The sequence below is a fragment of the Peribacillus sp. NPDC097224 genome, assembly GCF_044761985.1.
Lineage (GTDB): Bacteria > Bacillota > Bacilli > Bacillales > DSM-1321 > Peribacillus.
Genome location: NZ_JBIWDK010000009.1, coordinates 1 through 23,948 on the forward strand (window position 1 = coordinate 1; position 23,948 = coordinate 23,948).

Annotated in this window: 26 protein-coding genes; 19 read left to right on the top strand and 7 right to left on the bottom strand. The window is 43.4% G+C overall.

The features are described 5' to 3' along the window. Positions 1-164 precede the first annotated feature (164 nt). The 7 genes from ACIQXR_RS16530 to ACIQXR_RS16560 all read left to right on the top strand — a co-directional run bounded on the left by ACIQXR_RS16530 (position 165) and on the right by ACIQXR_RS16560 (position 6,194). A complete protein-coding gene (locus tag ACIQXR_RS16530; protein WP_402874309.1) occupies positions 165-857 on the top strand; it encodes a DUF2953 domain-containing protein in 693 nt (230 codons plus the stop codon). 15 nt (positions 858-872) lie between these two features. Continuing rightward, positions 873-1,346, top strand: coding sequence for a GerW family sporulation protein (gene ytfJ, locus ACIQXR_RS16535; protein ID WP_402874312.1), 474 nt, complete (start codon positions 873-875; stop codon positions 1,344-1,346). 125 nt (positions 1,347-1,471) lie between these two features. Next, positions 1,472-1,972: a thiol peroxidase gene (tpx, locus tag ACIQXR_RS16540; RefSeq protein WP_402874315.1), complete on the top strand. Its 501-nt coding sequence runs from the start codon at positions 1,472-1,474 to the stop codon at positions 1,970-1,972. Between the two features lie 323 nt (positions 1,973-2,295). Then, entirely contained in the window at positions 2,296-3,282 is a 987-nt protein-coding gene (locus ACIQXR_RS16545) for a class I SAM-dependent methyltransferase (RefSeq protein ID WP_402874318.1), read from the top strand. 162 nt (positions 3,283-3,444) lie between these two features. Beyond that, positions 3,445-4,659 carry an acetate kinase gene (locus ACIQXR_RS16550; RefSeq protein ID WP_402874320.1) on the top strand — a complete coding sequence of 405 codons (1,215 nt, stop codon included), beginning with the start codon at positions 3,445-3,447 and terminating at the stop codon, positions 4,657-4,659. A 183-nt stretch (positions 4,660-4,842) separates the two neighbouring features. Continuing rightward, positions 4,843-5,685 (top strand): EcsC family protein, encoded by an 843-nt coding sequence (locus ACIQXR_RS16555; RefSeq protein ID WP_402874322.1) that lies wholly within the window; start codon positions 4,843-4,845, stop codon positions 5,683-5,685. Next, the gene (locus tag ACIQXR_RS16560; protein WP_402874324.1) at positions 5,682-6,194 is read left to right on the top strand and encodes a MogA/MoaB family molybdenum cofactor biosynthesis protein; all 513 of its coding nucleotides are present in this window, start codon (positions 5,682-5,684) and stop codon (positions 6,192-6,194) included. The genes ACIQXR_RS16555 and ACIQXR_RS16560 overlap by 4 nt, the downstream gene beginning before the upstream one ends. Positions 6,195-6,255: 61 nt before the next feature. Here ACIQXR_RS16560 and ACIQXR_RS16565 read toward each other — a convergent pair whose 3' ends face one another. Continuing rightward, positions 6,256-6,570: a hypothetical protein gene (locus ACIQXR_RS16565; RefSeq protein WP_402874326.1), complete on the bottom strand. Its 315-nt coding sequence runs from the start codon at positions 6,568-6,570 to the stop codon at positions 6,256-6,258. A gap of 214 nt (positions 6,571-6,784) precedes the next feature. On the opposite strand from ACIQXR_RS16565, the gene ACIQXR_RS16570 reads away from it, so the two are divergent. Next, positions 6,785-7,990 (top strand): argininosuccinate synthase, encoded by a 1,206-nt coding sequence (locus ACIQXR_RS16570; RefSeq protein ID WP_402874329.1) that lies wholly within the window; start codon positions 6,785-6,787, stop codon positions 7,988-7,990. Continuing rightward, positions 7,987-9,366 carry an argininosuccinate lyase gene (gene argH / locus ACIQXR_RS16575; protein WP_403080495.1) on the top strand — a complete coding sequence of 460 codons (1,380 nt, stop codon included), beginning with the start codon at positions 7,987-7,989 and terminating at the stop codon, positions 9,364-9,366. Before ACIQXR_RS16570 ends, argH begins: the two co-directional genes overlap by 4 nt. A 51-nt stretch (positions 9,367-9,417) precedes the next feature. Here argH and ACIQXR_RS16580 read toward each other — a convergent pair whose 3' ends face one another. Further along, complete coding sequence (locus ACIQXR_RS16580) at positions 9,418-9,867, bottom strand: universal stress protein (protein ID WP_402874335.1); 450 nt, start codon at positions 9,865-9,867, stop codon at positions 9,418-9,420. An 86-nt stretch (positions 9,868-9,953) separates the two neighbouring features. Further along, positions 9,954-11,051: a M24 family metallopeptidase gene (locus ACIQXR_RS16585; protein WP_402874338.1), complete on the bottom strand. Its 1,098-nt coding sequence runs from the start codon at positions 11,049-11,051 to the stop codon at positions 9,954-9,956. A gap of 114 nt (positions 11,052-11,165) precedes the next feature. Here ACIQXR_RS16585 and ACIQXR_RS16590 point away from each other — a divergent pair, with 114 nt between their 5' ends. From ACIQXR_RS16590 to ACIQXR_RS16600, 3 genes are all read left to right on the top strand, one after another. After that, a complete protein-coding gene (locus ACIQXR_RS16590; protein WP_402874340.1) occupies positions 11,166-11,846 on the top strand; it encodes a metal-dependent hydrolase in 681 nt (226 codons plus the stop codon). 173 nt (positions 11,847-12,019) lie between these two features. Next, positions 12,020-12,247 (top strand): hypothetical protein, encoded by a 228-nt coding sequence (locus tag ACIQXR_RS16595; protein ID WP_402874343.1) that lies wholly within the window; start codon positions 12,020-12,022, stop codon positions 12,245-12,247. Positions 12,248-12,315: 68 nt separating this feature from the next. Beyond that, positions 12,316-13,635, top strand: coding sequence for a DRTGG domain-containing protein (locus tag ACIQXR_RS16600; RefSeq protein WP_402874345.1), 1,320 nt, complete (start codon positions 12,316-12,318; stop codon positions 13,633-13,635). A gap of 27 nt (positions 13,636-13,662) precedes the next feature. On the opposite strand, the gene ACIQXR_RS16605 is transcribed toward ACIQXR_RS16600, so the two are convergent. Next, entirely contained in the window at positions 13,663-13,965 is a 303-nt protein-coding gene (locus ACIQXR_RS16605; RefSeq protein WP_402874347.1) for a YtpI family protein, read from the bottom strand. 165 nt (positions 13,966-14,130) lie between these two features. On the opposite strand from ACIQXR_RS16605, the gene ACIQXR_RS16610 reads away from it, so the two are divergent. After that, complete coding sequence (locus ACIQXR_RS16610; protein ID WP_402874350.1) at positions 14,131-15,069, top strand: DHH family phosphoesterase; 939 nt, start codon at positions 14,131-14,133, stop codon at positions 15,067-15,069. 19 nt (positions 15,070-15,088) lie between these two features. On the opposite strand, the gene ACIQXR_RS16615 is transcribed toward ACIQXR_RS16610, so the two are convergent. From ACIQXR_RS16615 to ACIQXR_RS16625, 3 genes are read right to left on the bottom strand one after another with little or no spacing between them, the layout of a single operon-like run. Beyond that, on the bottom strand, positions 15,089-15,472 hold the full coding sequence (locus ACIQXR_RS16615) for a VOC family protein (protein WP_402874354.1): 384 nt from the start codon (positions 15,470-15,472) through the stop codon (positions 15,089-15,091). A gap of 20 nt (positions 15,473-15,492) precedes the next feature. Continuing rightward, complete coding sequence (gene ytrI / locus ACIQXR_RS16620; RefSeq protein ID WP_402874357.1) at positions 15,493-15,996, bottom strand: sporulation membrane protein YtrI; 504 nt, start codon at positions 15,994-15,996, stop codon at positions 15,493-15,495. After that, the gene (locus ACIQXR_RS16625; RefSeq protein ID WP_402874635.1) at positions 15,993-16,271 is read right to left on the bottom strand and encodes a YtrH family sporulation protein; all 279 of its coding nucleotides are present in this window, start codon (positions 16,269-16,271) and stop codon (positions 15,993-15,995) included. The genes ytrI and ACIQXR_RS16625 overlap by 4 nt, the downstream gene beginning before the upstream one ends. Between ACIQXR_RS16625 and ACIQXR_RS16630 the strand changes: the two genes are divergently transcribed. From ACIQXR_RS16630 to accA, 6 genes are all read left to right on the top strand, one after another. After that, the gene (locus ACIQXR_RS16630; RefSeq protein ID WP_402874647.1) at positions 16,156-16,428 is read left to right on the top strand and encodes a hypothetical protein; all 273 of its coding nucleotides are present in this window, start codon (positions 16,156-16,158) and stop codon (positions 16,426-16,428) included. The two genes, ACIQXR_RS16625 and ACIQXR_RS16630, sit on opposite strands and share 116 nt — an antisense overlap. Positions 16,429-16,513: 85 nt before the next feature. Then, on the top strand, positions 16,514-19,873 hold the full coding sequence (gene dnaE / locus ACIQXR_RS16635; RefSeq protein ID WP_402874360.1) for a DNA polymerase III subunit alpha: 3,360 nt from the start codon (positions 16,514-16,516) through the stop codon (positions 19,871-19,873). Positions 19,874-19,983: 110 nt separating this feature from the next. Next, positions 19,984-21,225, top strand: coding sequence for an NADP-dependent malic enzyme (gene ystJ, locus ACIQXR_RS16640; RefSeq protein WP_402874363.1), 1,242 nt, complete (start codon positions 19,984-19,986; stop codon positions 21,223-21,225). A gap of 5 nt (positions 21,226-21,230) precedes the next feature. Then, the gene (locus ACIQXR_RS16645; protein WP_402874365.1) at positions 21,231-21,860 is read left to right on the top strand and encodes a FadR/GntR family transcriptional regulator; all 630 of its coding nucleotides are present in this window, start codon (positions 21,231-21,233) and stop codon (positions 21,858-21,860) included. A gap of 91 nt (positions 21,861-21,951) precedes the next feature. Continuing rightward, positions 21,952-22,815 carry an acetyl-CoA carboxylase, carboxyltransferase subunit beta gene (gene accD / locus ACIQXR_RS16650; RefSeq protein ID WP_402874367.1) on the top strand — a complete coding sequence of 288 codons (864 nt, stop codon included), beginning with the start codon at positions 21,952-21,954 and terminating at the stop codon, positions 22,813-22,815. Continuing rightward, on the top strand, positions 22,812-23,810 hold the full coding sequence (accA, locus tag ACIQXR_RS16655) for an acetyl-CoA carboxylase carboxyl transferase subunit alpha (RefSeq protein WP_402874370.1): 999 nt from the start codon (positions 22,812-22,814) through the stop codon (positions 23,808-23,810). The genes accD and accA overlap by 4 nt, the downstream gene beginning before the upstream one ends. Positions 23,811-23,948: the final 138 nt, after the last annotated feature.

Here is a 23,948-nt window from a genome sequence, read left to right on the forward strand (position 1 = left end):
GAACCTAAAAAAGATGACCCCTGTTCAATACAGAGATCATCTTTTAAAAATTGCTTAGGCTTTTTTAAAATGTCCTTTACACAGGGTACACTTTAATTTTAGGTCCAATAGGTTTATTTTTTTTTGACGAGGCCGATAATGAATGGCTGAAAGGGTGTGGATGTGTGAAATGGATTGTAATGATATTGGCTATCCTCATAGCGGTGTTGCTTCTTCTCATTTTCACTAAAGTCAGGGTGCATTTTACCTATAAGCGTATTCAAAAAGATGATCTTATCCATATGAAAATGACGGCCTGGCATGGCTTATTGCATTACACATTGAAGGTGCCAGTCATAAAGAAAGACGATGAATCGACGGCTCTCATCGTGGAGAAAGAAACGGACACGATGAATGATACGGAAAAGAAGTCGACGGCCAAGCTTACTCCGGAAGAGTTCATGGATGGTTTAAGCGATATGCGGGCCTTGATCCACCATATAGTTGATTTACATCGGATCATTCGGCACTTCCTCGGGAAAGTCCAAGTGAAAGAGTTTGCATGGCATAGTGTTATAGGGACGAAACATGCTGCCCAAACAGGGATATTAACAGGTAACTGTTGGGCCCTTAAAGGATCGATCATTGGTTTATTGACCACCTATCTGAATTTTCGGGTCATGCCTTCCTATACGATTACACCGGATTTTTATCGAAAACAGGCCAATACGTCCATTGCTTGCATATTAGAATTCAGAGTCGGGCAAGCTATACTGACTGGGATAAAACTGCTTCGCTACTGGAAAGGCGGTAAAGTGAAATTCAAGTCTAAGAAATTAGCGAAGCTAACTGGAGATTCCAATAATCAATCGATGTAGAGTGGAGGAATTTAGATGTCTGATCACCCAATACAAGGTTTAATGAAAGAAGCCATGGAGAACTTGAAAGAGATGGTCGATGTTAACACGATCATCGGAGACCCGGTGGAAACCCCCGATGGAAGTGTCATTTTAACGGTTTCCAAAGTGGGCTTCGGATTTGCCGCTGGAGGCAGTGAATTTGTGATCGATGGTAACCATCAAGGTCAACAGGGAGATTCAAAGCAACCATTTGGTGGGGGTAGTGGTGGTGGAGTATCCATTACGCCTATAGCTTTCCTTATTGTTGGTACACATGGCGTGAAGATGATTCATTTAGATGAAGGTACGCATCTTTTAGAAAAAATGATGGATTTAGCACCGCAGGTCGTTGATAAGATCCAATCGATGCTAGCTAAAAAAGATAATAATCAATCAAGGCAAGATAGCGGTCAAAGGAATTCAATGAACATGAACAATCAACAACCTAAACAGGATTTGGATTTCTAATGCGACTCGGCGTCCGCCGAGTTTTTCTTTTTGATGTAAAATTCTAAAATCCAATTAATTGCAAAATTACGATAAAACAAATATCATAAAGCTTGTACATAAAGCATATAAAGGAGGAATTTTTAATGGCTTCAGTTACTTTTAAAAACAACCCGGTCACTTTAGTGGGACCAGAACTTAAAGTTGGGGATAAAGCACCTGATTTTACAGTATTGGCTAATGATTTAACACCGGTTACATTAAACGACTCAAAAGGCACAGTCCGCATTATCAGTGTCGTTCCGTCCGTTGATACAGGCGTTTGTGATGCACAGACACGCAAATTCAATGAAGAGGCTGCCAAATTGGATAATGTGAAAGTATTGACGATCAGCAATGACCTTCCATTCGCACAAAAACGCTGGTGTGCTGCAAGCGGACTCGACAATGTCCAAGTCCTTTCCGATCACCGCGACCTTTCTTTTGGGGAAGCTTACGGTGTTGTGATGAAGGAACTTCGTTTACTGGCACGTTCCGTATTCGTCGTGAACAGTAACGATGAAATCACTTATGTTGAATATGTAAGTGAAGGTACGACTCATCCAGACTATGAAGGTGCCATTGAGGCAGCTAAAGCAGCAAAGTAAGGACTGAGCTCACTGAACCAGGCGCTGATGTGCCTGGTTTTTCTATTGGGTCGAACATCCTAAAAACAGGAAGATTGCCTTATGATGAATAAAGATAGAAACCCTCAAAACCAGACCTTTTCCTCATTCCCCAAAGAAACGCCTACCTGTGAGTTCACTGACGGACATTGCTTCAACCCAATGATAGGATAGCATGTACCGAATGGCTCCAATAAGGAAACATTCTGTCAAATAACTGATGAATGATAAACGGGGCTTACGACTTGTAAGTCTTACTCCTTACCTTTAAAATAAGGACAGAAGCAAACAGGAGGAATAAATAAGTGAAGTCTACCCCAGTTGAAGAACTATTTTATGAATTTGATGAAACAACCAAAATATTGCAAGATGAACTGTCGTGCACGTATCTCGATGCCTTAGGCGAGACCGGAGAGAATTTTTTCCAAGGGAAAGTGATGCAGGAAGAAATCAGTGAAGAATCAAAGAAAAGTTTGATGAAGCATTATGCTGAATTTTCATTGGAAAAGTATGAAAAGGAAGCCATCCGTAAAGCATACCAGCTGGCCATCCTTAAAGGCATGCAACAAAGCGTACAACCTAACCATCACATGACACCGGATGCCGTCGGGATTTTTGTCAGTTACTTAGTCGGCAAATTCACGAAGGATCAAAAAGAGATCGTCATGCTCGATCCAGCTGTTGGGACAGGAAACCTACTCTTTGCGATCATGAACCAGTTGACCGATAAAAACATGGCGTCATTTGGTGTGGAAATCGACGAAACCTTGATCAGGCTTGCATATGCCGGGGCTAATCTTCAAGAGCATCCCTTATCATTTTTCAATCAGGACAGCCTAGAGCCGCTTTTCATTGACCCAGCGGATGTGGTAGTCAGTGACTTGCCGATTGGGTATTACCCGAATGATGTCCGTGCAGCGGAATACGAACTGAAGGCAGAAAACGGCCATTCCTATGCACATCATCTATTCATAGAGCAAAGTGTCAAACATGTGAAAGATGGAGGATATCTATTCTTCATTGTCCCGAATAATTTATTTGTCTCGGAAGAAGCACCTAAACTCAATGACTATTTGAAAAAAAATACTCACATTCAAGGAATGGTGCAGCTTCCGCTTACCATGTTTAAAAACGAAGCGGCTGCCAAGAGCATTTTAATCCTTCAAAAGAAAAAGGATGGCGTCGAGGCTCCTAAGAAAGCCTTGTTGGTACAACTTCCGAAGCTATCTGACTTTGATGCGACTAGGTCGGTCATGAACCAGATGGACGATTGGTTTAAGGAAGAAAAATAAAAACAAAAGCTGATGCCAAAAGGCATCGGCTTTTGTTTTTAGAAGATAAAGAGTTTTTTAAATTATTAAATTTTTTATTGGTGGAATCCATTTGCCATGATAAGATATATACATTATATACTGCACGTTTGTAGACTAGCTTAGAGTAAAGGAGCAGGATGGATGTCTAAAATTATGGCTATAAACGCAGGCAGCTCTTCTTTGAAGTTTCAGCTTTTTGAGATGCCTAGTGAACATGTTATTACGAAAGGTCTTGTGGAAAGGATCGGTTTGAAAAACTCCACATTCACCTTGAGTGTTGAAGGCGAGAAGATTTCTGAAACGTTACACATCCCAAATCATGAAGTGGCTGTCGGGCTTTTACTAGAAAAACTGATTCACCACCAAATCATACACTCTTTCGAAGAAATAGATGGCATGGGCCATCGAGTTGTGCATGGTGGTGAAGTGTTTAGCGACTCCGTCTTAATCACAGAGGAAGTTATAGAAGAAATCGAGAAGCTTTCGGATTTAGCTCCCCTTCATAATCCTGCCAATATAACGGGCATCAAGGCGTTTAAGCAAATATTGGGTGAAGTGCCGGCGGTTGCTGTCTTTGATACGGCCTTCCATCAAACCATGGAACCCAGTTCGTATATGTATAGCTTGCCATTTGAGTACTATGAGAAATACGGTATCAGGAAATATGGATTCCATGGTACATCACATAAATATGTTTCCCAACGTGCAGCGGAAATGATAGGAAGACCGATAGAACAGTTACGGTTGATATCCTGTCATTTGGGAAATGGCGCTAGCATCACGGCCATCGAGGGAGGAAAGTCGATTGACACGTCGATGGGATTCACTCCATTGGCCGGCGTGACGATGGGTACACGTTCAGGGAATATCGATCCAGCTTTGATTCCTTACATCATGGAGAAAACGGGGACAACGGCAGATGAAGTACTGGATGTCTTGAATAAGAAAAGTGGGATTCTTGCACTGTCTGGCTTCTCCAGCGACTTACGCGATATCCAATTGGAAGCCGATAAAGGAAATGAGCGGGCTGAGCTTGCGCTAGAGGTATTTGCTGGCCGCATTCATAAATACATAGGTTCTTATACAGCAAAAATGGGCGGCGTGGATGGAATCATCTTTACGGCCGGCATTGGTGAAAATAGCCAGGACATCCGGGGGAGGATCTTGGATGGACTTGAATTCATGGGAGTTTATTGGGATGAAGACCTGAATCGTACCTCTGGTGAGGAAGCCTTCATCAATTCCCCATTTTCCCCGGTGAAAATCATGGTCATTCCTACGAATGAAGAAGTCATGATTGTCAGAGATACGATGAATATCACAATGAATGAAAGTTTAGAAGATATGCTTTCCTAGAAGAAAAAAGCCTCCATGCCCATCAAGGGAATGGAGGCTTTTTTACGTGCGGATTTGCCCGGAGTTCTGTTTAGATGTTGATTTTCGGTTAGGTTGTAAGCTGCTTCATATTCTTGAAAAGCTGTGCCGTATGGTATACTTAAAGGGAGAATCCACCAATTCTTTATAAAGGAGGCTTGTTGCATGGAATTCACAAATCGGGACATGAAAACTTGGAATGAAATTAGTGAATGGCAAGATAAACTGAACCAATATAATCCGACAGACCTGGCATCATTATATGATAAATGGCTAGAGCAAAGTTTTTCACGGTTGCCTGAAGATGTTCAACAACAATTTTTTGAAAAGCTTGATACTTGGTTATTTCACTTGCATGCGATGGTACAGAGCTCATCCATTCAAATAGACGCAAGAGACCGCATTTTGGCCTCGGCACGCGTATTCAATGATGAGATTGAGGAGATCAAGGATGTACACCTTTTAACAATCGACCAGTTGAACTACATAGCGAACCAGCATATTGCGAAGCATCGTTTATATTCTTTTGTGCAGGGAGGAATAAGCGGTCGTGGAGGGTTGCTCCTACTGGGAAGTGATATCCCGGCCATGACAGTCATTAATGTTCGAACCGTACAGCTGATAGCGATGTCTTATGGTTTTGAAGGGAATACACCCTTTGAAATGATGATGGCCTTAAAGGTATTCAATGCAGGGGCGATGCCTAAGCGGCTCCAAGGAGTGGCTTGGGAAGAATTGGTCCGGGAAATTCAGACTGCGGAAGATGAATATTGGTATATGGGAATAGAGGAGCTGACGAATCCAAAGTGGATGGAACAGCCATTAAAGCAATTATTAAAAGCTGTATCCATCACGGTTTTCAGGAAAAAACTATTGGGCGGCGTACCGCTTATCAGTATGGCCATTGGCGCCGGGGCTAATTACCAAATGACGAAAGATGTCAGTGAATTCGCCCAGAAATTCTATCAGTATCGTTATTTACAGGGAAAGAAGGCCGATGAAGAATGAGTGTCAAGGAACATAAAAAGGCCACTACGGAGCCGATTCGATGCAAGGTGATCACGGTCAGTGATACGCGAAACGAAGAAACGGATAAAAGCGGATCCTTGATGATGGACCTCCTAAAATCACAGGGCCATGTAGTGACAGAATATGAAATCGTGAAGGACGAACGTGGTGCAATCCAAGAGGCGATTACGGCCGGCGGAAAAAGCAATCAAGTCGATGCCATCCTAACCAATGGCGGTACAGGCATCGCCAACAGGGATGTCACGATTGAAGCGGTAAAAGAATTGATGACTAAAGAGATACCCGGTTTTGGTGAGCTTTTCCGTATGTTGAGCTATCAAGAAGATATCGGATCGGCAGCCATCCTATCAAGGGCGATTGCTGGAGTGGCATTTAATAAAGCGATCTTTTCGACTCCTGGTTCATCTGGGGCGGTTCGCCTTGCGATGAATAAACTAATACTTCCGGAATTGGGCCATGTTGTCGGGGAAATTCGGAAGGATACATAAGGAAACGGACAAAAAAAGCCCCGGTTTTAAAAACCGGGGCTTTTTTTGCATGGAAATGGGCTTAATTATGCATCTTTTCACTTATCCCCTGATCGGTCCGATACCAAAGCCAAAGATCATTTATCACGGAAGCCAGTTCGGAGATTTCCGTGTTGAGTTGGCATGACAAGACAAAATTACTTTCATCAGAGAGCTGTGTCTGTTTCCGATTGATAATGGCTTCCAGCTCCTGTATACGGTCCGGGATATGACCCCGGATAGTTTCCCAGTGTGCGAGTATGCGGTGCTGCTTTCCTTTAGAGTATTCATCCCATTCCATGGGGAGGTCGGGGATGGAGATTCCAAGCCGTTCATCATACGTAAAAAGTTCTTTCATAATGCCTCCTGTAATCACAGTTTTCATACTCTTAGATTACTATATTTTAACCGATGTATCCATTGTGTAAATTATTTGGAATATCGAAAAAATTTTACTGAAATCAGTAAAATACCCCTTGTATTCCTTGTATAAAAATGATAAAGTACTAAACATAGATTGAATAAAAATAACAACGAATGAATTTTTATTCACACGAAAGGGACGATAAAACATGGGAAATCAAAAAGTAGTTTTAGCTTATTCTGGAGGATTAGATACCTCTGTTGCAATTAAATGGTTACAAGATCAAGGATACGACGTAGTGGCATGCTGTTTGGATGTCGGTGAAGGAAAAGATTTAGACTTTATTAAAGAAAAAGCAATCACTGTCGGAGCGGTTAGTTCTTATGTAATTGATGCAAAAGACGAATTCGCCGATGAATTCGCATTGACGGCTCTTCAAGCCCATACACTATATGAAGGAAAATATCCTTTAGTATCAGCTCTATCGCGTCCACTTATCGCGAAGAAGCTAGTGGAAGTGGCTGAAGAAGAAAATGCAGTAGCCGTTGCGCACGGTTGTACGGGAAAAGGAAATGACCAAGTGCGTTTCGAAGTATCCATTTCGGCTTTAAACCCTAATTTACAAGTTCTTGCACCTGTACGTGACTGGAGATGGTCTCGTGAAGAGGAAATCGAATATGCTGCCAAGAATGGAATTCCTGTTCCAATCGGTTTAGCCAGCCCTTACTCAATCGACCAAAACCTATGGGGAAGAAGTAACGAATGTGGAATCCTTGAAGATCCATGGGCTGCTCCTCCGGAAGAGGCATATGATCTGACAACAAGCCTTGAAAACACACCGGATACTGCCGATATCATTGAAATCGGATTTGAACAAGGTGTACCGGTTACACTGAACGACAAGAACTACAAATTGGCTGATTTGATTGTTGAATTGAATCAAATTGCCGGTAAACACGGTGTCGGACGTATCGACCACGTGGAAAATAGATTAGTAGGTATCAAATCTCGTGAAGTATACGAAGCTCCAGGTGCCATGACATTGATCGCTGCACATAAAGAACTTGAAGATATTACTTTGGTAAAAGAACTTGCCCATTTCAAACCAGTGATTGAGAAGAAAATGACGGAATTGATCTATGAAGGACTTTGGTTCTCACCACTTCAAAAAGCGTTGGCTGCATTCTTGAAAGAGACACAAGTGAACGTTACGGGTACTGTCCGTGTGAAACTGTTCAAAGGCCATGCCATTGTCGAAGGAAGAAAATCAGAGTACTCTCTATACAATGAAAAACTAGCAACCTATACAAAAGCGGACGAATTCGATCATGAGGCAGCAGTTGGTTTCATTAAATTATGGGGACTTCCAACGAAAGTGAACAGCATGGTCAACAACAAGAAGGTGACAGTGTGAGCAGCAAGCTTTGGGGAGGAAGATTCACGAAATCTGCCGAAGAATGGGTAGATGAGTTCGGGGCTTCCATATCCTTTGATCAGGAACTTGTCCTTGAAGATATTCAAGGCAGCTTGGCACATGTCACCATGCTGAAGACATGCCAGATCCTGCCAGAAGAGGACGCTGATCAGATCATTGTGGGACTGAAGGGTTTACAGGAAAAAGCGGAAAAAGGTGAATTGACTTTCAAGGTGGAGATGGAAGATATCCATCTTAACCTTGAAAGCATGCTCATTGAAGCGATCGGCCCGGTCGGAGGCAAATTGCATACTGGCAGAAGCCGTAACGACCAAGTAGCAACAGACCTTCATCTTTACATGCGCAACCAAACGAAAGTGATTCTGGAACTCATTAATGGACTCCAAGGAGCAATTTTGGAACAGGCTAAAAAGAATGTGGAAACACTCATTCCAGGGTATACGCATTTACAGCGTGCCCAGCCAATTTCATTCGCTCACCATTTAATGGCTTATTTCTGGATGCTGGAGCGCGATAAACAACGTTTCACTGAAAGCTTCAAGAGAATCAACATTTCTCCCTTGGGTGCAGGAGCGCTTGCTGGGACGACTTTTCCGATTGACCGTGCGTTAAGTGCAGAGCTACTTGGCTTTGATGGCATATATGAAAATAGTCTGGATGCAGTGAGTGATCGTGATTTCGCCCTGGAATTCATGAGTAACAGCGCAACGATGATGATGCATTTATCTCGTTTCAGCGAAGAAATCATTCTTTGGTCAAGCCAGGAATTCCAATTCGTTGAACTGGATGATGCTTTCTCAACGGGAAGCAGCATCATGCCACAAAAGAAAAACCCTGATATGGCGGAGCTGATCCGCGGTAAAACAGGACGGGTTTACGGGAATCTAACAGGGTTACTGACTGTATTAAAAGGACTGCCACTTGCTTATAACAAAGATATGCAAGAAGATAAAGAAGGCGTTTTTGATACGGTTAAAACGATTGTTGGTTCACTTAAAATCTTCGCAGGCATGATTTCAACGATGAAAGTGAAAAAAGACGTGATGGAAAAAGCAACGAAAAATGACTTTTCCAATGCAACCGAATTGGCCGATTATCTGGCTTCGAAAGGCATGCCTTTCCGTAAAGCCCATGAAGTCGTCGGCAAACTTGTTTTATTCTGTGTACAAAACGGCTGCTATTTAGTTGACCTTAGCATGGAACAATTCAAGGAGGCATCCGAGTTGTTTGAAGAGGATATTTACGACGCATTAAATCCATACGAAGCAGTTAAACGCCGTAATAGTGCAGGTGGTACTGGGTTTGCCCAAGTGCAGCTTGCGATTGAAAAAGCGGAGAAACTCATAAGTGCATAACAAATGAAAAGATCGTACACCGATTTGGTGTACGATCTTTTTTTAAAAATTTTAGTTTTTATCAGTACGGACAATGATGACATCACAATTTGAGTGGCGAACAATACCTTCTGATACGCTTCCAATCAAGAAACGTTCAACGGCATTAAGTCCAGTCGCACCACAAACGATTAAATCAATCGTATGTTTTTTCGCTAAGTCTCTTGGTATTTTGACTTTAGGAGAACCATACTCCACTTCCGTAATTACGTTAGTGATGCCAGAGGCAACCGCTTCTGTTTTATACTTTTCCAATAAGTCATTGGCAAAGGTTTCAGAACGATCGCGGATAGTCATATCGTAAGCTTCGATAGTCGGGAAATTCCTGGTGTCGACGATATGAGCCAGAACTAGAGTCGCGTTACTTAGTTTTGCAAGGTATATCGCTTTTTTTAAGGCCCATTCTGCTTCTTCAGAACCGTCCACCGCTACAAGGATATTTTTATAATCTATCGTACCCATTATGAATCTCCTCCTTCTACTTCACTCCCATTATACTATAATTTTCCTTATTCAATTGTAACAAATTTACGAATTTTTGGTGAAGTCTATCTTAATATTTGGAGGCTTTTCGGATATTTCGTCAAGACTTCACAACCTGTTTCGGTTATATACAGATCATCCTCTATCCTCACACCAGCCACATCGGGAACATAGATACCTGGTTCGATTGTATAAACCATGCCCTTTTGTAACTTAAGTGAATTCGTTTCCTTTAACGATGGATATTCGTGGACGCTAATGCCAAGTCCGTGCCCAAGACGGTGTGGGAAATAGTCGCCGTAGCCTTTGTTCTGGATGATGCTTCTGGCAGTCCGGTCGATCTCAGAACAAGCAACACCGGGTTTGCTTGCTGCAATGGCAGCTTCCTGCGCTTTTCGAACCGTTTCATAGATCTCGGCTTGCTTGTCATTGATGTCCCCGAACGCGACGGTCCTGGTGATGTCTGAGCAATACCCTTCATATACGACACCTAGATCAAAAAGAACGAGGTCACCACGCTGAACTTTCGATGCCCCTGGTGTTCCATGAGGCGAAGCTCCGTTCTTTCCAGTCAGGACCATTGTAGAGAATGACATTTGGCTAACGCCGACCTTCTTCATTTCGAATTCAATTGCAGCCAGGATTTCCATTTCGGTTTTCCCTTCACGGATTTCGCTGACTCCGACTTCGATAGCCACGTCGGCAAGTCGGCAGGCTTCACGAATCTTGACCATTTCATCTTCGGATTTGATCATTCGCATCTTTTGTAGCTTCTCCTCGGCTGAAACGAGTACCGGCGCATCAAAATGATACTGTATGTTTTCATAGCGTTCCACATTCATATGTTGTTTTTCAATCGCGATTTTCTTCAAGGATAATCCACGTTGACTAACCGCTTTCTGGATTTTCAACCATGGATCTTCAATATCGGTGTAGCCAATGATCTCGCCTTGCCATCCAGCATTCTTGGCATCAGGCACTTCCATTTGGGGACAAACCAAAAATGGCTCTGCGTTCGCAAAAATGGCTAGTGCCAGCAGTCTTTCATTCGGGTCACTAAAGAATCCACTGCAATAAAAGACGTTTTCGGTAGAAGTTAGAATGGCTGCGTCCAACTCATTGGTTTGCAACCAGTTTTGTATTTCATTCAAATGTTTATTCATGACGATTCCTCCATAGATAGGATATAATTACCTTAGCAATAACTATTTAAATAGTAAATGGTAAAGCTTTTGAAAAAATTCAAAAAAGTGTGTATCGGAAAGGAGCATCATTTAATGAAAGTATCTTTTCATGGACATGCCATCGTGAAAGTGGAGACCAATGGCAAGACGATTCTTTTTGACCCATTCATCACTGGAAATGAACTAACGGATCTAAAGGTGGCGGACGTAAAGCCGGATGTAATCATCTTAACACATGGTCATAATGATCACATTGGTGACACGGTGGAATTAGCGAAAAAGCACGATGCCCTTGTCATCGGAATTGCTGAAATAGCCGTTTATTTAGGAAATCAAGGCGTCAGGACACATGGCATGAGCATTGGTGGTGCTTATGAATTTGATTTTGGCACTGTGAAATTGACCCCTGCATTTCATGGAACCGGATTCAATACGGCAGATGGTCAGATCATCTATCTAGGGATGCCTGCCGGCGTATTGTTGACTGTAGAAGGAAAAACGATCTATCATGCTGGTGACACGGCCGTTTATTCCGACATGAAACTGATTGGGGAAAGACATCCGATTGATCTGGCATTTCTGCCTATCGGCGATAACTTCACAATGGGGCCGGAAGATGCAGCGCTTGCCGCAAAATTCCTCCAGGCGAAGCAGGTCGTGCCGATCCACTACAACACGTTCCCGGTCATCAAACAGGATCCTAACAAATTCATCGATATACTAGAAGCAAAAAATGGACTGGTTATGGAACCCGGAGATGCAATTGATTTATAATGACACAACAACAGGGGCCTGATTCGGAGGCTCCTTTTTATATAGGAAATGAATAATCAAGAAGCATGGATGTAGTATGTCTCGACGACAAGCTTAAAAATCCCCTGTAGGCTCCATTCTTTTTATTCATCCTCTTGCATAAAATTAAGGGATGGAATGAAGGAGGGGGTTGGATGAAGCAAAGGTTATTGCTCTGTTTGCTTTTATGCGGTGTGATGCTGTATTATGCAGTGCCGCGCCTATCGTTGGAAAGCGGGGGCCCAGAGAGTTTGTTTGGGGGAACTTGGCTTTTGTTCGCGCTGTTAGCCGTGGCGGGGAATTTGACGGGCATTCTGTATTCACCTGCAAAACGGAAAGTGAAACGGCAGCATCAAAAGAAAAGGTTGCGTGAATATCAGTAGTTGTTTGATAATCTAGGCTCTTTGACCTTATAATGGGATATAGGAATACCGTGAAAAGGGTGAAGCGCTTGGCTACAAAGCATGAACAAATATTAAAACATATCGATGGACTTCCGGTTGGTGAAAAGATTTCCGTCCGCCAGATTGCCAAAGTCCTGAATGTAAGTGAGGGCACGGCATACCGTGCGATTAAAGAGGCGGAGAATCAAGGCTATGTAAGTTCCATTGAGCGGGTCGGCACGATCCGTATTGAGAAAAAGAAAAAAGAGAATATTGAGAAGCTAACGTTTGCCGAGGTAGTCAATATAGTTGATGGACAAGTCTTAGGTGGAAAAACGGGTCTTCATAAAACGTTAAATAAATTCGTTATCGGTGCGATGAAGCTTGAAGCGATGATGCGATATACCGGTGCAGGAAACCTGTTGATTGTAGGGAATCGTACTCAGGCGCATGAGCACGCATTAAAAGCGGGTGCAGCGGTGCTGATTACCGGTGGGTTCGATGCCGAAGAATCCGTTAAGATATTGGCCGATGAATTGGAGATGCCGGTCATTTCAACGAGTTACGATACCTTTACTGTTGCGACCATGATCAATCGGGCCATTTATGACCAATTGATCAAAAAGGAAATCCTATTGGTAGAGGATATTTTGACGCCCGTTCAGGAAACGACCTTCTTAACCGTGGGTGATCGGGTTCAAAATTGGCATGAATTGAATCAGGAGTCGGGTCATAGCCGTTTCCCTGTCGTTGATGAAAACATGAAGGTTCAGGGTATGGTCACCTCAAAAGATGTCATGGGCCAAGAAGAAACGACGCTCATTGATAAGGTGATGACGAAGAATCCGATGACCGTAGGCGATAAAATGAGTGTTGCCTCATCTGCCCATATGATGGTGTGGGAAGGGATCGAGTTGATTCCAGTCGTTAGTGACAGTCACATCCTGAAAGGGATCGTGAGCAGGCAGGATGTACTGAAGGCGTTACAGATGAGCCAAAGACAGCCACAGGTCGGTGAAACGATTGACGATACGATCACGAGCCAGCTGGTGATGACGTCAAACCAAGGCAAGGGACAAGAAGTGTATAGCTATGGTGTTACACCGCAAATGACCAATTATCTTGGTACGATTTCAAGTGGGGTGTTCACGACACTGGTTACGGATTCAGCCAATCGTGCACTCAGAGGCTATAAACGCGGCGATTTAGTCGTTGAAAATATGACGATTTACTTCATCAAGCCTGTTCAGATCGACAGTACGCTTGAAATTCATCCTCGTGTCCTGGATGTGGGGCGTAAGTTCGGGAAAGTGGATGTCGAGGTATTTAACCAAGGCAAGCTTGTAGGGAAAGCCATGCTGACATGTCAGTTGCTTGATCGTTCTTAACTAGCGAAAGAGGATAATCGAATTCGATTATCCTCTTTGATTTGTGGCTTCTTCAATGGCATGTGGGAGGTAGAACTTATACATTTTATAACCGCCCCAAACGCTGAATAGTCCGACAACAATGAATACGGCAGCAATGATGTATGTAACGGTCGTTTGGAAAAGGAAAAGCTGATTGACTCCAAATAAGGCTACAAAGGCACCGAGGGCAATGGATGATTTTCCTGAAATCCACTTTTTCTCCATCGGCATTTTCGTGCGTACCATTTTAATTTTGTAAAATACATAAATCCCTAGTGACAGAACGATCAAGGTGACAAGGATAGGCATCGTTTATAATTCCCCCAATTTAACATATGTACCTTATTATTGTAGCGGGAATCTCTAGAGATTGCCACCTAAAACAAGATGAGCCTTCCTATTTCGCCAATTTTTTGATTAAATAAAATATATCGTCTTAATTTGTACAATAACATATATAAAAAGGAGATTTATATGAAGGCTGAAATTTTAGCAGATATAAAGCGTTATGATACGATTATCATTCATCGCCATGTCCGGCCTGACCCGGATGCTTATGGTTCGCAAGGGGGATTGGCTGAAATTCTGAAGGCGTCATTTCCTGAGAAGCGCATTTTCACGGTCGGGAAAGAAGAGCCTTCGTTACATTATTTAAGGAGGCTTGATGTGATTTCGGATGAAATGTACCAAGGGGCTTTGGTCATCGTTTGTGACACCGCCAATACCGACCGAATCTGCGACAGCCGTTATCCGACAGGGGATAAGCTGATCAAGATTGACCACCATCCAAACGAAGATCCCTATGGAGACATGCGTTGGGTCGATACGTCCGCTAGCTCGACGAGTGAAATGATTTATGAATTTTATCTATTTGGTAAAGATCAAGGATTGAAGATGAGCGATGAGGCAGCCCGTCTACTTTATGCAGGTATCGTTGGTGATACGGGACGTTTTCTTTTTCAAAGCACGACCGAGAAAACATTCGCCTATGCTAGTGAGTTGATTCATTATTCATTCTCCCGTCCACAGTTATATCAAGAGATGTATGATGTCGATGAAAGCATTACCCGCCTGAATGGGTATGTGCTGCAAAACTTCGAGATTCTACCAAACGGAACAGGGAAGATGATCATCACGAAGGATATCCTGGAAAAATTTCATGCGACGCCTTCAGAAGCCTCCCAGCTTGTCTCCTCGCTGGGTTCGATTAAAAACGTGAAATCTTGGGTCTTTTTCATTGAAGAAGAAAAGGAGATCCGGGTTCGTTTCCGTTCTAAAGGTCCAATCATCAACATGATCGCCAGGAAATACAATGGTGGCGGACACCCATTTGCAGCAGGGGCCTCTATTTATTCTTGGGATGCAGTGGATGATATTTTGGCTGATCTAGAAGAGGTAAACAAAGCAGAATAAGAAAAGCAAAAAGACCAAATCATCTTGAATTTGGTCTTTTGCCATGTAGATATTCACGATGTTGGGAAATTTTTAGCTGGTTGCCATCGGGATCTTTGAAATTGAACCATCGGTCATGTTCGATTCCTGTTGTACATTCTACTTTCCCTTTCATATATTCATACGCTTCGATGACGTTCGTCGTGTTGAAGTGAAAGGGAGGGACTTTGAAAATGCGATCTTCGGAAAATATCTTACTGTCCAAAACAATGCCCGTTCCGATCATAGGCAAGGCATACAGGTGCCCGAATAAAATATCTCCGGTCACCGGAATGCCCAACAGGTCAGAATACCAATCGCGGGCCACTTCAATATTACGAACCGGGATAAAGACCGTACCGATTTGGTTTAAGATTGGGTTCATCGTTCACCTCTCCAATGGCATCATTTCGCCCTCTTGATTGTGAGTTCAATATTCATTTTTGTATAAAACATAATTTCATTGACTTCCAGTTCGTACCGTTTCTTATTAATCTCGATGATTTTGTTTTCAATCGACTTCTTAAGCAACACTTTTCCGTTATATACACTAACGACATCTTTAGCGAGAAGGGAAGAGAGGTCATCTTCTATGACATCCTCGGCATCGGCGATACTCAGCTTATCGAGGCTGTAAAATTGCCCGTTGGTGATTTTCACCTCGACTTCTTGAATCGTTAAAATCTCTTCGTTTTGCTGATTTAATTTTTTGTAATCCTGCTCCCAAATCGCGATTTTTTCGGTCAAATCCTTCATCTCTTCTCTTTGCTCATGAATGATCCGGATCTGCGTTTCCTGCTGCACTCCGTACATGTAAAAGAAAATCACCCAGCTGAGCAGTCCGCCTAATGCTGCACCGGCAAAAAAACGCTGCCAGGTGGGAAGCCGATGATAAGGGGGGATCCTCATGGTGAAATATGCTCCTGTGTGAACCAATTGATGATTAACGCTCCTGTCTGTGCACCCCCGAGGGCGGAGAGGATCAATAGCACCTGCTTCACGATATCCTTTGTTTGTCCGTGGAAAATGCCACGTTCAAAATTATAGACCATATCGAAGGTCCCTCCGATGGCAGCGACGATCGCCCAAATCCTTAGGCTGTCCGATAAGCGGAAAACGGTCGTCATCGGGGCTTGTCCCGTGAAAAAAGCCGCCAGTCCGCCAATGATCGACCCGCCAAGCAAAACGCCGAGCGCGATGAAAAAACTGTTGATAAATGCCGGAACAAAGGCTTCGTTCATGTATCATCATCCTTTTTGGCTTGATATTCTTCTACTCTATTTATATGGGAAGCGCGGAGGTAATATGATAGCCTGTGAAAATCAAAGTGGACGAACCTGATTGGCAATGAGAACATATTTTCTTTTTTTGAAATAAACACTATAATAAAAAGAAACATGCCCTTTCAAAGGTGGGAGAAAAAAACGTGTATACACATCTCCATATTCAGAGCGGATACAGCCTGCTGAGCAGTACGGTGAAAATTCGTGAACTTGTGGCTAAAGCGAAAGCGGATGGCTGTACGAGTCTAGCATTAACCGACCGAAATGTTATGTATGGATCGGTTTATTTTTATAAGGAATGCAAAAAACAGGGGATAAAACCGATTATCGGGATTCTCGCGGATGTTCTAGATGAACAAGATGCCGCACATCCTCTTCTTTTACTAGCAAGAAATCTTCAAGGCTACCAAAACCTGCTGAAAATAAGCAGTGCTATCAAAACGAAATCTCCGTCGGGCATTCCATTTAATTGGCTTAAAGCCTATTCTTCGGGATTGATTGCGCTTTCCCCGGGTGCGGAAGGGCAAATCGAAAGGTTATTGGAAGAAGAAAGGCCCGAGGAGGCGAGGAAAGCTGCCGAGCAATTTTTGAAAGTGTTCGGACATGATAACTTTTATTTATCCCTTCAACGGCTGGATATTGCCAAGGAGGAGCAGCAAATACAAGCAATCTGTCAATTGGCCAAAGAGCTGAAAATCGAGCTTGTAGCGACGAACCCGGTCTATTACTTGAACCAAAGTGATGCACTGGCACATGAAGCGCTACTGGCCATCGGTAATGGCGACAAGCTGGCGGACGAAACGAGGGTGGTGCTTCCATCCACACAGTTTTATATGAAAAGCCGTGCTGAAATGGCTGAACGGTTCAGTGACTTGCCGGATGCCCTTCAAAATACGCTACATATAGCCGCGCAATGCAATCTTACTATTCCTTTTCATCGTTCCCTGCTACCCAAATACCCTACAGCAACTGGAGTTACGGCTGAAGAAATGCTCGAAACCCTCTGCTTCCAGGGCTTGAAGAAACGAATACCTGAACCATCTATCCAATATGAAGAGCGTCTGCGCTTTGAATTGGCTGTCATTAAGCAAATGAAATTCAGCGATTATTTCTTAATCGTTTGGGATTTCATGAAATTTGCAAGGGACCACCAGATTTTGACGGGGCCGGGACGGGGGTCTGCAGCAGGATCGATGGTCGCCTACGTTCTGTCGATTACGGATGTCGATCCAATCGAACATTCTCTGCTGTTCGAGCGATTTCTAAATCCTGAGCGGGTAACGATGCCCGATATCGATATTGACTTCCCGGATAACCGCCGCGAGGAAGTGATTGCTTATGTCGCGAAGAAATACGGGGAATTGCATGTTGCCCAAATCATCACATTTGGTACTTTAGCCGCAAAGGCGGCGTTGCGTGATACCGGACGCGTCTTCGGTTTGAATACAAAAGAGCAGGAAATGGTATCGAAAATGATCCCGGGACGCCTTGGGATTACCTTGCCTGAAGCGTTAAAAGAATCCAAACGATTACAGGACTTCATAAAGGAAAGTGAGCGGAACCAGAAGCTTTTTGAAACGGCACTTCTGCTTGAGGGGCTTCCACGCCATACCTCCACACATGCGGCTGGTGTCGTCATAAGCGATCAGGCGCTCACTGAGCATATCCCGATTCAGGAAGGGCATGATGGCATCCACCTGACTCAATATCCAATGGACCTCCTCGAGGAACTCGGCCTTCTGAAAATGGATTTTCTAGGTCTGCGCAATTTAACGCTCCTGGATAATATTTTGAAAAACATCCAAAAGGGGATGGGGAAAAAACTGAATTTGTCCCATATACCCATGGATGATCCGCAGACCCTGTCCATGCTGGGACGGGGTGAAACGACGGGCGTGTTCCAGTTCGAATCGGATGGGATACGGAAGGTGTTAATGAACCTGAAGCCAAACCGGTTTGAAGATATCGTCGCGGTCAATGCCTTATATCGTCCAGGTCCCATGGAAAACATTCCACTTTTCATCGAGCGCAAACACGGGCTGGTCCCAATAGAATATCACCATCCGGATTTGAAGGAGATTCTCGATCCTACATACGGCGTCATCGTATATCAGGAACAGATCATGCAGATTGCATCACGACTTGCCGGTTTCTCCCTGGGAGAGGCCGATTTATTAAGGCGTGCCGTCTCGAAGAAGAAAAAGGAAGTATTGGACCAGGAGAGGGAGCATTTCGTGAATGGTGCCTTGAAGCAAGGGTATTCCGAGAAAACAGCGGACGATATCTATACCCTGATTGTCCGGTTTGCCAATTATGGATTCAACAGGAGCCATGCTGTAGCATACAGTGTCATTGCCTATCAGCTTGCCTATTTAAAAACTCATTTTCCTGAGTATTTCATGGCTGCCCTCATGACCTCTGCCGTCGGAAATGATGATAAGATTGCCCAGTATGTCCGTGAAGCCAAGAAGAAAGGCATTTCCGTGCTGCCTCCTTCCATTAATGAAAGCGGCTATCCTTTTTTACCGGAGAAAGAAGGGATTCGATTCAGTCTTGGTGCCATAAAAGGAATCGGTGGGACGGTCCTGAAGGAAATCTTTGCGGCTAGACGCCAAAAGAAATTCGGGGACCTATTCGATTTCTGTTTGCGGGTGTCGGGAAAAATCGTCAATCGAAAGGTATTGGAAGCATTGGTGCATTCAGGTGCCTTTGATGAATTTGGCGAAGACCGTGCCACCTTGCTTGCTAGCCTGGATGTCGCAATCAGCCATACCGAATTGGTCAATCCGGATGATGATTTATTCGATATGTTTTCGGATGGCGAATTCTCGCTAAAGCCTAAATACAATCATGTCGATCCAATTCCGGTGGAGGACAAGTTATCCTTTGAAAAGAGTGTACTGGGCCTATACCTTTCCAATCATCCCGTGACGAGCTATAAAGGAATTTTCGGCCACTTCGGTTGCTTGACCATCGATGAAGCATTAAGTAAAAAAGAGGCAAAGATCCTGCTTGGCGTGTACATCACGGCGGTTAAGACCATTCGTACGAAAAAGGGGGATGTGATGGCATTCTTGACTGTCAGTGATGAAGAAGGCGATATTGAAGCCGTCGTATTCCCCAATGTGTATAAAAACTACTCTGCCATCTTGAATCACGGACAGTTGGCCATGCTTCAAGGTACATTGGAGGAGCGGAGCGGAAAAACGCAGCTCATCATCCAATACGTCTATCCGTTGGACCAAGTGAAAAATATGGCACAGAAAAAAAACGGAACGCTTTTCTTGAAGATTGAAGCGGAAAAGCAAACAAAAGACACTCTTCAAAAAATAAAAAAAATATTAATCCAGCATACTGGCGAAACGAAGGTCATGCTATTTTATGAGCGGGAAAACCGCTATGTACAGCTATCCTATTGGGATTGGGTCAACCCGAGCGATAAGTTAATCGATCTTTTAAATGGATTGTTAGGAAAAGGAAATGTCGTTTATAAGAGAGAATAACTATTTTACAACTTTATCAGGTATGTTATATTGAATGCAGGCCCATGTGGTCTGACCACTAGATTTCAGCATAATTTCCGGGTTGCCCAATTCGTTCTAGGAGTGAGAATATGACATTAAGAGAAGAAGCATTACATATGCATCGCTTGAATCAAGGGAAATTAGAAACCGTTTCGAAAGTACCAGTTAGGAATGCAGTGGATTTAAGCTTGGCTTATTCTCCTGGTGTCGCCGAACCATGTAAGGAAATTTACGAAAAACCTGAAACCGTTTATGACTATACAATGAAAGGGAATACGGTAGCCGTTATTTCTGATGGAACGGCAGTGTTGGGCCTAGGCAATATCGGTCCTGAAGCCGCCTTGCCTGTCATGGAAGGCAAAGCTGTCTTGTTCAAGAGTTTTGCGGGAGTGGATTCATTTCCAATCTGTTTAAAAACGACGGATGTGGATAAGATTGTAGAGACCGTCAAATTGCTCGAACCGACATTCGGCGGAGTGAACCTAGAAGATATTGCAGCACCGAATTGTTTTGAAATCGAAGAACGATTAAAAAAAGAAATGAATATCCCTGTATTTCATGATGATCAGCACGGTACAGCAATTGTAACCGTGGCCGGTCTTGTAAATGCTTTGCGTCTTGTAGGAAAATCGATAACGGAAATTAAAGTCGTGGCCAGTGGTGCCGGAGCGGCAGGCATTGCCATCATAAAGTTGCTTTATAGCTATGGAGTGCGTGACATTATCATGTGTGACACGAAAGGTGCCATCTATGAAGGGCGTACGTTAGGTATGAATGATATAAAAGAACAAGTAGCGAAAGTAACCAACCGGGATAAGGTTCAAGGAAACCTTGCGACTGTTATCAAGGGAGCGGACGTATTCATCGGTGTGTCTGCCGCGGGAGCTTTGAATAAGGATATGATTTCTTCCATGAACGAAGATCCAATCATTTTCGCCATGGCTAATCCCAATCCTGAAATCATGCCGGAGGAAGCGAAAGCTGCGGGTGCCAAAGTGGTGGGGACAGGTCGCTCTGACTTCCCAAACCAGGTCAATAATGTACTGGCTTTCCCTGGAATCTTTCGAGGCGCTTTAGATGTACGTGCCACACATATCAATGAAAAAATGAAGGTGGCGGCTGTACAGGCGATTGCCGGTTTAATAGAAGAGCATGAACTTCATGAAGACTATGTTATTCCCGCCCCTTTTGATGCTAGAGTTGCACCTGCAGTCGCTGCAGCCGTGGCAAAGGCAGCTATGGAAACCGGGGTTGCAAGAATTCACGCGGATCCAGAACAAATTAAAGAAAAAACAAGAAAACTAGCAAACATTGGACAAAGTGAGGAATAACTAATTTGGCAGAACGTACTTCTTCAACCAAAATTTATCTCGATGTTGTGGAAAGCCTACGGAGCATGATTGAAGCGGATAACCTCTTACCGGGCGATAAAATTCCTTCTGAACGGGAGTTATCCGACCGTCTGAATGTTGGACGTTCATCTGTCCGTGAAGCATTGCGAGCACTAGAGCTTTTAGGATTGATAGAAACTAGACGTGGTGAAGGAACGTTTATTAGGGATTTCCAGGAGCATAAGTTAGTCGAGCTTCTGGGAACCTTTTTTTTGCAAGATAAAAAAGTTCAAGAAGATTTAGCCGAGACCAAACGGTTAATTGAAATCGATTGTTTGAAGATCGTGGCCTTCTTCGCCACGGCCCAAGAGGTTAAATCGTTAATGGACTGGGTCAAGGTAGAAGAATTCCATGATGATGATTTCTTCTTGAGGATCGCCATATTAAATCGCAATCGTTTGCTTGAAAGAATTTGGCGTATTGTCAACAGCTATGCTAGAGCATCAGAGCAAATCAAAACAAAAACGAAAAAAGAAGATTATCTTTTGTTGCTTACATATTTGCTTGAACGTGATGAAGAAAAAGCCATCGAAGCATACCTTACTAAAATCAGAAATTTGTCGAAGGAAGAGTGACAGCATTTTACACGATTTTGAATATATTTCTGATATAGTTTGGACCAAAGTTTCTTTAAAAAGAGGTTTGGTGGCAAAGGGAGGATTAGACTTGCTTAAAGAGCTATTTGCAAAATCTAAGAAGAAATATGCAACGGTTCCTTTAGATCGTGAAAAACAGGATGTACCTGAAGGAATTATGACGAAGTGCCCAGGTTGCAAAAAAATCATGTATACAAAAGAATTAGTGAAAAACGTAAAAGTCTGTTTGCATTGTGGGTTCCATCATTCCATGTCCTCTCATGAGCGCATAGAATTTCTTTTCGACGCCAATAGTTTCACTGAATTTGATAAAGAAATGATTTCCGTTAACCCCCTTCAGTTCCCGGATTATCTGGAAAAGCTGGAAAAGGATAAAGTGAAGGCCAAAATTAATGAGGCAGTGGTTACAGGGGTAGGAAGCATAAATGGTTTCCAAATATCAACGGCCATCATGGATTCCAATTTCCGGATGGGAAGTATGGGGTCCGTCGTTGGGGAAAAAATCACACGGGCGATTGAACGGGCCGGCGAATTGAAGATACCGTTCATCATTTTTACCGCATCTGGTGGGGCGCGAATGCAAGAAGGTGTTCTGAGCCTCATGCAAATGGCCAAAACAAGTGCTGCCCTTAAAATGTTCAGCAATGAAGGTGGATTGATCATTTCGATGATGACCCATCCTACAACTGGTGGCGTTTCAGCCAGCTTTGCATCTCTTGGGGATATTAACCTTGCAGAACCTGGTGCCCTGATAGGGTTCGCTGGAAGACGGATCATTGAACAAACGATCCATGAAGATCTTCCTGAAGATTTCCAAACAGCTGAATTTTTGATGAAGCATGGCCAATTGGATGCTGTGGTTAAACGGACGGAAATGAAAGATACCTTGACAACGATCCTGAAAATTCATGCCCCGGGTGGTGAATGGTTATGATTTACGAATTGGAATTTGAACGCCCTGTCACAGAGCTTCGAAGCAAGATTAAAGAACTAAGGGAAATAACAAAGGGAGCAGATGTTGATTTGACAGCTGAAATTGAAAGCTTGGAACAGCGTCTCGAGAAGTTGGAAACGGACATTTATAATAACTTAAAGCCGTGGGATCGCGTGCAAATCGCTCGTCACCCAGCTCGTCCGACAACACTTGATTATATCCCTCTTATATTTAATGAGTTCATGGAATTCCATGGTGACCGATATTATGGTGATGATGAAGCCATCGTAGCCGGCATCGGGGAATTTGATGGACGTGCTGTGACCATCATCGGCCATCAGCGTGGTAAGGATACAAAGGAAAATATCCGTCGTAATTTTGGTATGCCTCATCCTGAAGGTTATCGAAAGGCTTTACGTCTGATGAAACAGGCCGAAAAGTTCAATCGCCCCATCATTTGTTTCATAGATACGAAGGGTGCCTTCCCTGGTAAAGCAGCGGAAGAGCGTGGCCAGAGTGAAGCCATCGCAAAAAACCTTTTTGAAATGGCAGGACTTAATGTACCTGTTATCAGTATTGTCATTGGTGAAGGTGGAAGTGGTGGTGCTTTGGCTCTAGGAGTAGCGGATCGGATTTATATGCTGGAGAACTCCACCTATTCTGTCATTTCTCCTGAAGGAGCAGCAGCTATCTTGTGGAAGGATGCTTCCCAAGCCAAGCGTGCAGCCGAAACGATGAAAATCACGGCTCCTGACCTCAACCGATTGGGAGTCATTGATGAAATCATTCCTGAAGTGAAAGGCGGGGCCCATCGCGATGCCGAGGAGCAAGCCAAAGCGATTAAGGATATGTTGAAGCAATCAATCAATGAGCTTCTTTCCCTGAATAGTGAGGAACTGATCAATCAGCGTTATATGAAATTTAAAAATATCGGTGAATATGAATTTGAAGGACAGCCAGAAGGACCGATACTGGAAGTAAAACAACATTCATAAATACATGGCCAAGAAAAAACGTGCTGCCGGCAGGCAACACGTTTTTTCAACCTTAATATGATACTTAAATACCCAGGTGACTAAATTGATTCCTATTTTGGGAAATAAAACAATCTTTAACGCAATTTACTTCAATTT

Coding starts and splice junctions, on each gene's coding strand:
- ytfJ (WP_402874312.1), top strand. CDS start 873: ATGTCTGATCACCCAATACAAGGTTTAATGAAAGAAGCCATGGAGAAC.
- tpx (WP_402874315.1), top strand. CDS start 1,472: ATGGCTTCAGTTACTTTTAAAAACAACCCGGTCACTTTAGTGGGACCA.
- ACIQXR_RS16550 (WP_402874320.1), top strand. CDS start 3,445: ATGTCTAAAATTATGGCTATAAACGCAGGCAGCTCTTCTTTGAAGTTT.
- ACIQXR_RS16555 (WP_402874322.1), top strand. CDS start 4,843: ATGGAATTCACAAATCGGGACATGAAAACTTGGAATGAAATTAGTGAA.
- ACIQXR_RS16560 (WP_402874324.1), top strand. CDS start 5,682: ATGAGTGTCAAGGAACATAAAAAGGCCACTACGGAGCCGATTCGATGC.
- ACIQXR_RS16565 (WP_402874326.1), bottom strand. CDS start 6,570: ATGAAAGAACTTTTTACGTATGATGAACGGCTTGGAATCTCCATCCCC.
- ACIQXR_RS16570 (WP_402874329.1), top strand. CDS start 6,785: ATGGGAAATCAAAAAGTAGTTTTAGCTTATTCTGGAGGATTAGATACC.
- ACIQXR_RS16580 (WP_402874335.1), bottom strand. CDS start 9,867: ATGGGTACGATAGATTATAAAAATATCCTTGTAGCGGTGGACGGTTCT.
- ACIQXR_RS16585 (WP_402874338.1), bottom strand. CDS start 11,051: ATGAATAAACATTTGAATGAAATACAAAACTGGTTGCAAACCAATGAG.
- ACIQXR_RS16590 (WP_402874340.1), top strand. CDS start 11,166: ATGAAAGTATCTTTTCATGGACATGCCATCGTGAAAGTGGAGACCAAT.
- ACIQXR_RS16595 (WP_402874343.1), top strand. CDS start 12,020: ATGAAGCAAAGGTTATTGCTCTGTTTGCTTTTATGCGGTGTGATGCTG.
- ACIQXR_RS16605 (WP_402874347.1), bottom strand. CDS start 13,965: ATGCCTATCCTTGTCACCTTGATCGTTCTGTCACTAGGGATTTATGTA.
- ACIQXR_RS16610 (WP_402874350.1), top strand. CDS start 14,131: ATGAAGGCTGAAATTTTAGCAGATATAAAGCGTTATGATACGATTATC.
- ACIQXR_RS16615 (WP_402874354.1), bottom strand. CDS start 15,472: ATGAACCCAATCTTAAACCAAATCGGTACGGTCTTTATCCCGGTTCGT.
- ytrI (WP_402874357.1), bottom strand. CDS start 15,996: ATGAGGATCCCCCCTTATCATCGGCTTCCCACCTGGCAGCGTTTTTTT.
- ACIQXR_RS16630 (WP_402874647.1), top strand. CDS start 16,156: ATGGCAGCGACGATCGCCCAAATCCTTAGGCTGTCCGATAAGCGGAAA.
- ystJ (WP_402874363.1), top strand. CDS start 19,984: ATGACATTAAGAGAAGAAGCATTACATATGCATCGCTTGAATCAAGGG.
- accA (WP_402874370.1), top strand. CDS start 22,812: ATGATTTACGAATTGGAATTTGAACGCCCTGTCACAGAGCTTCGAAGC.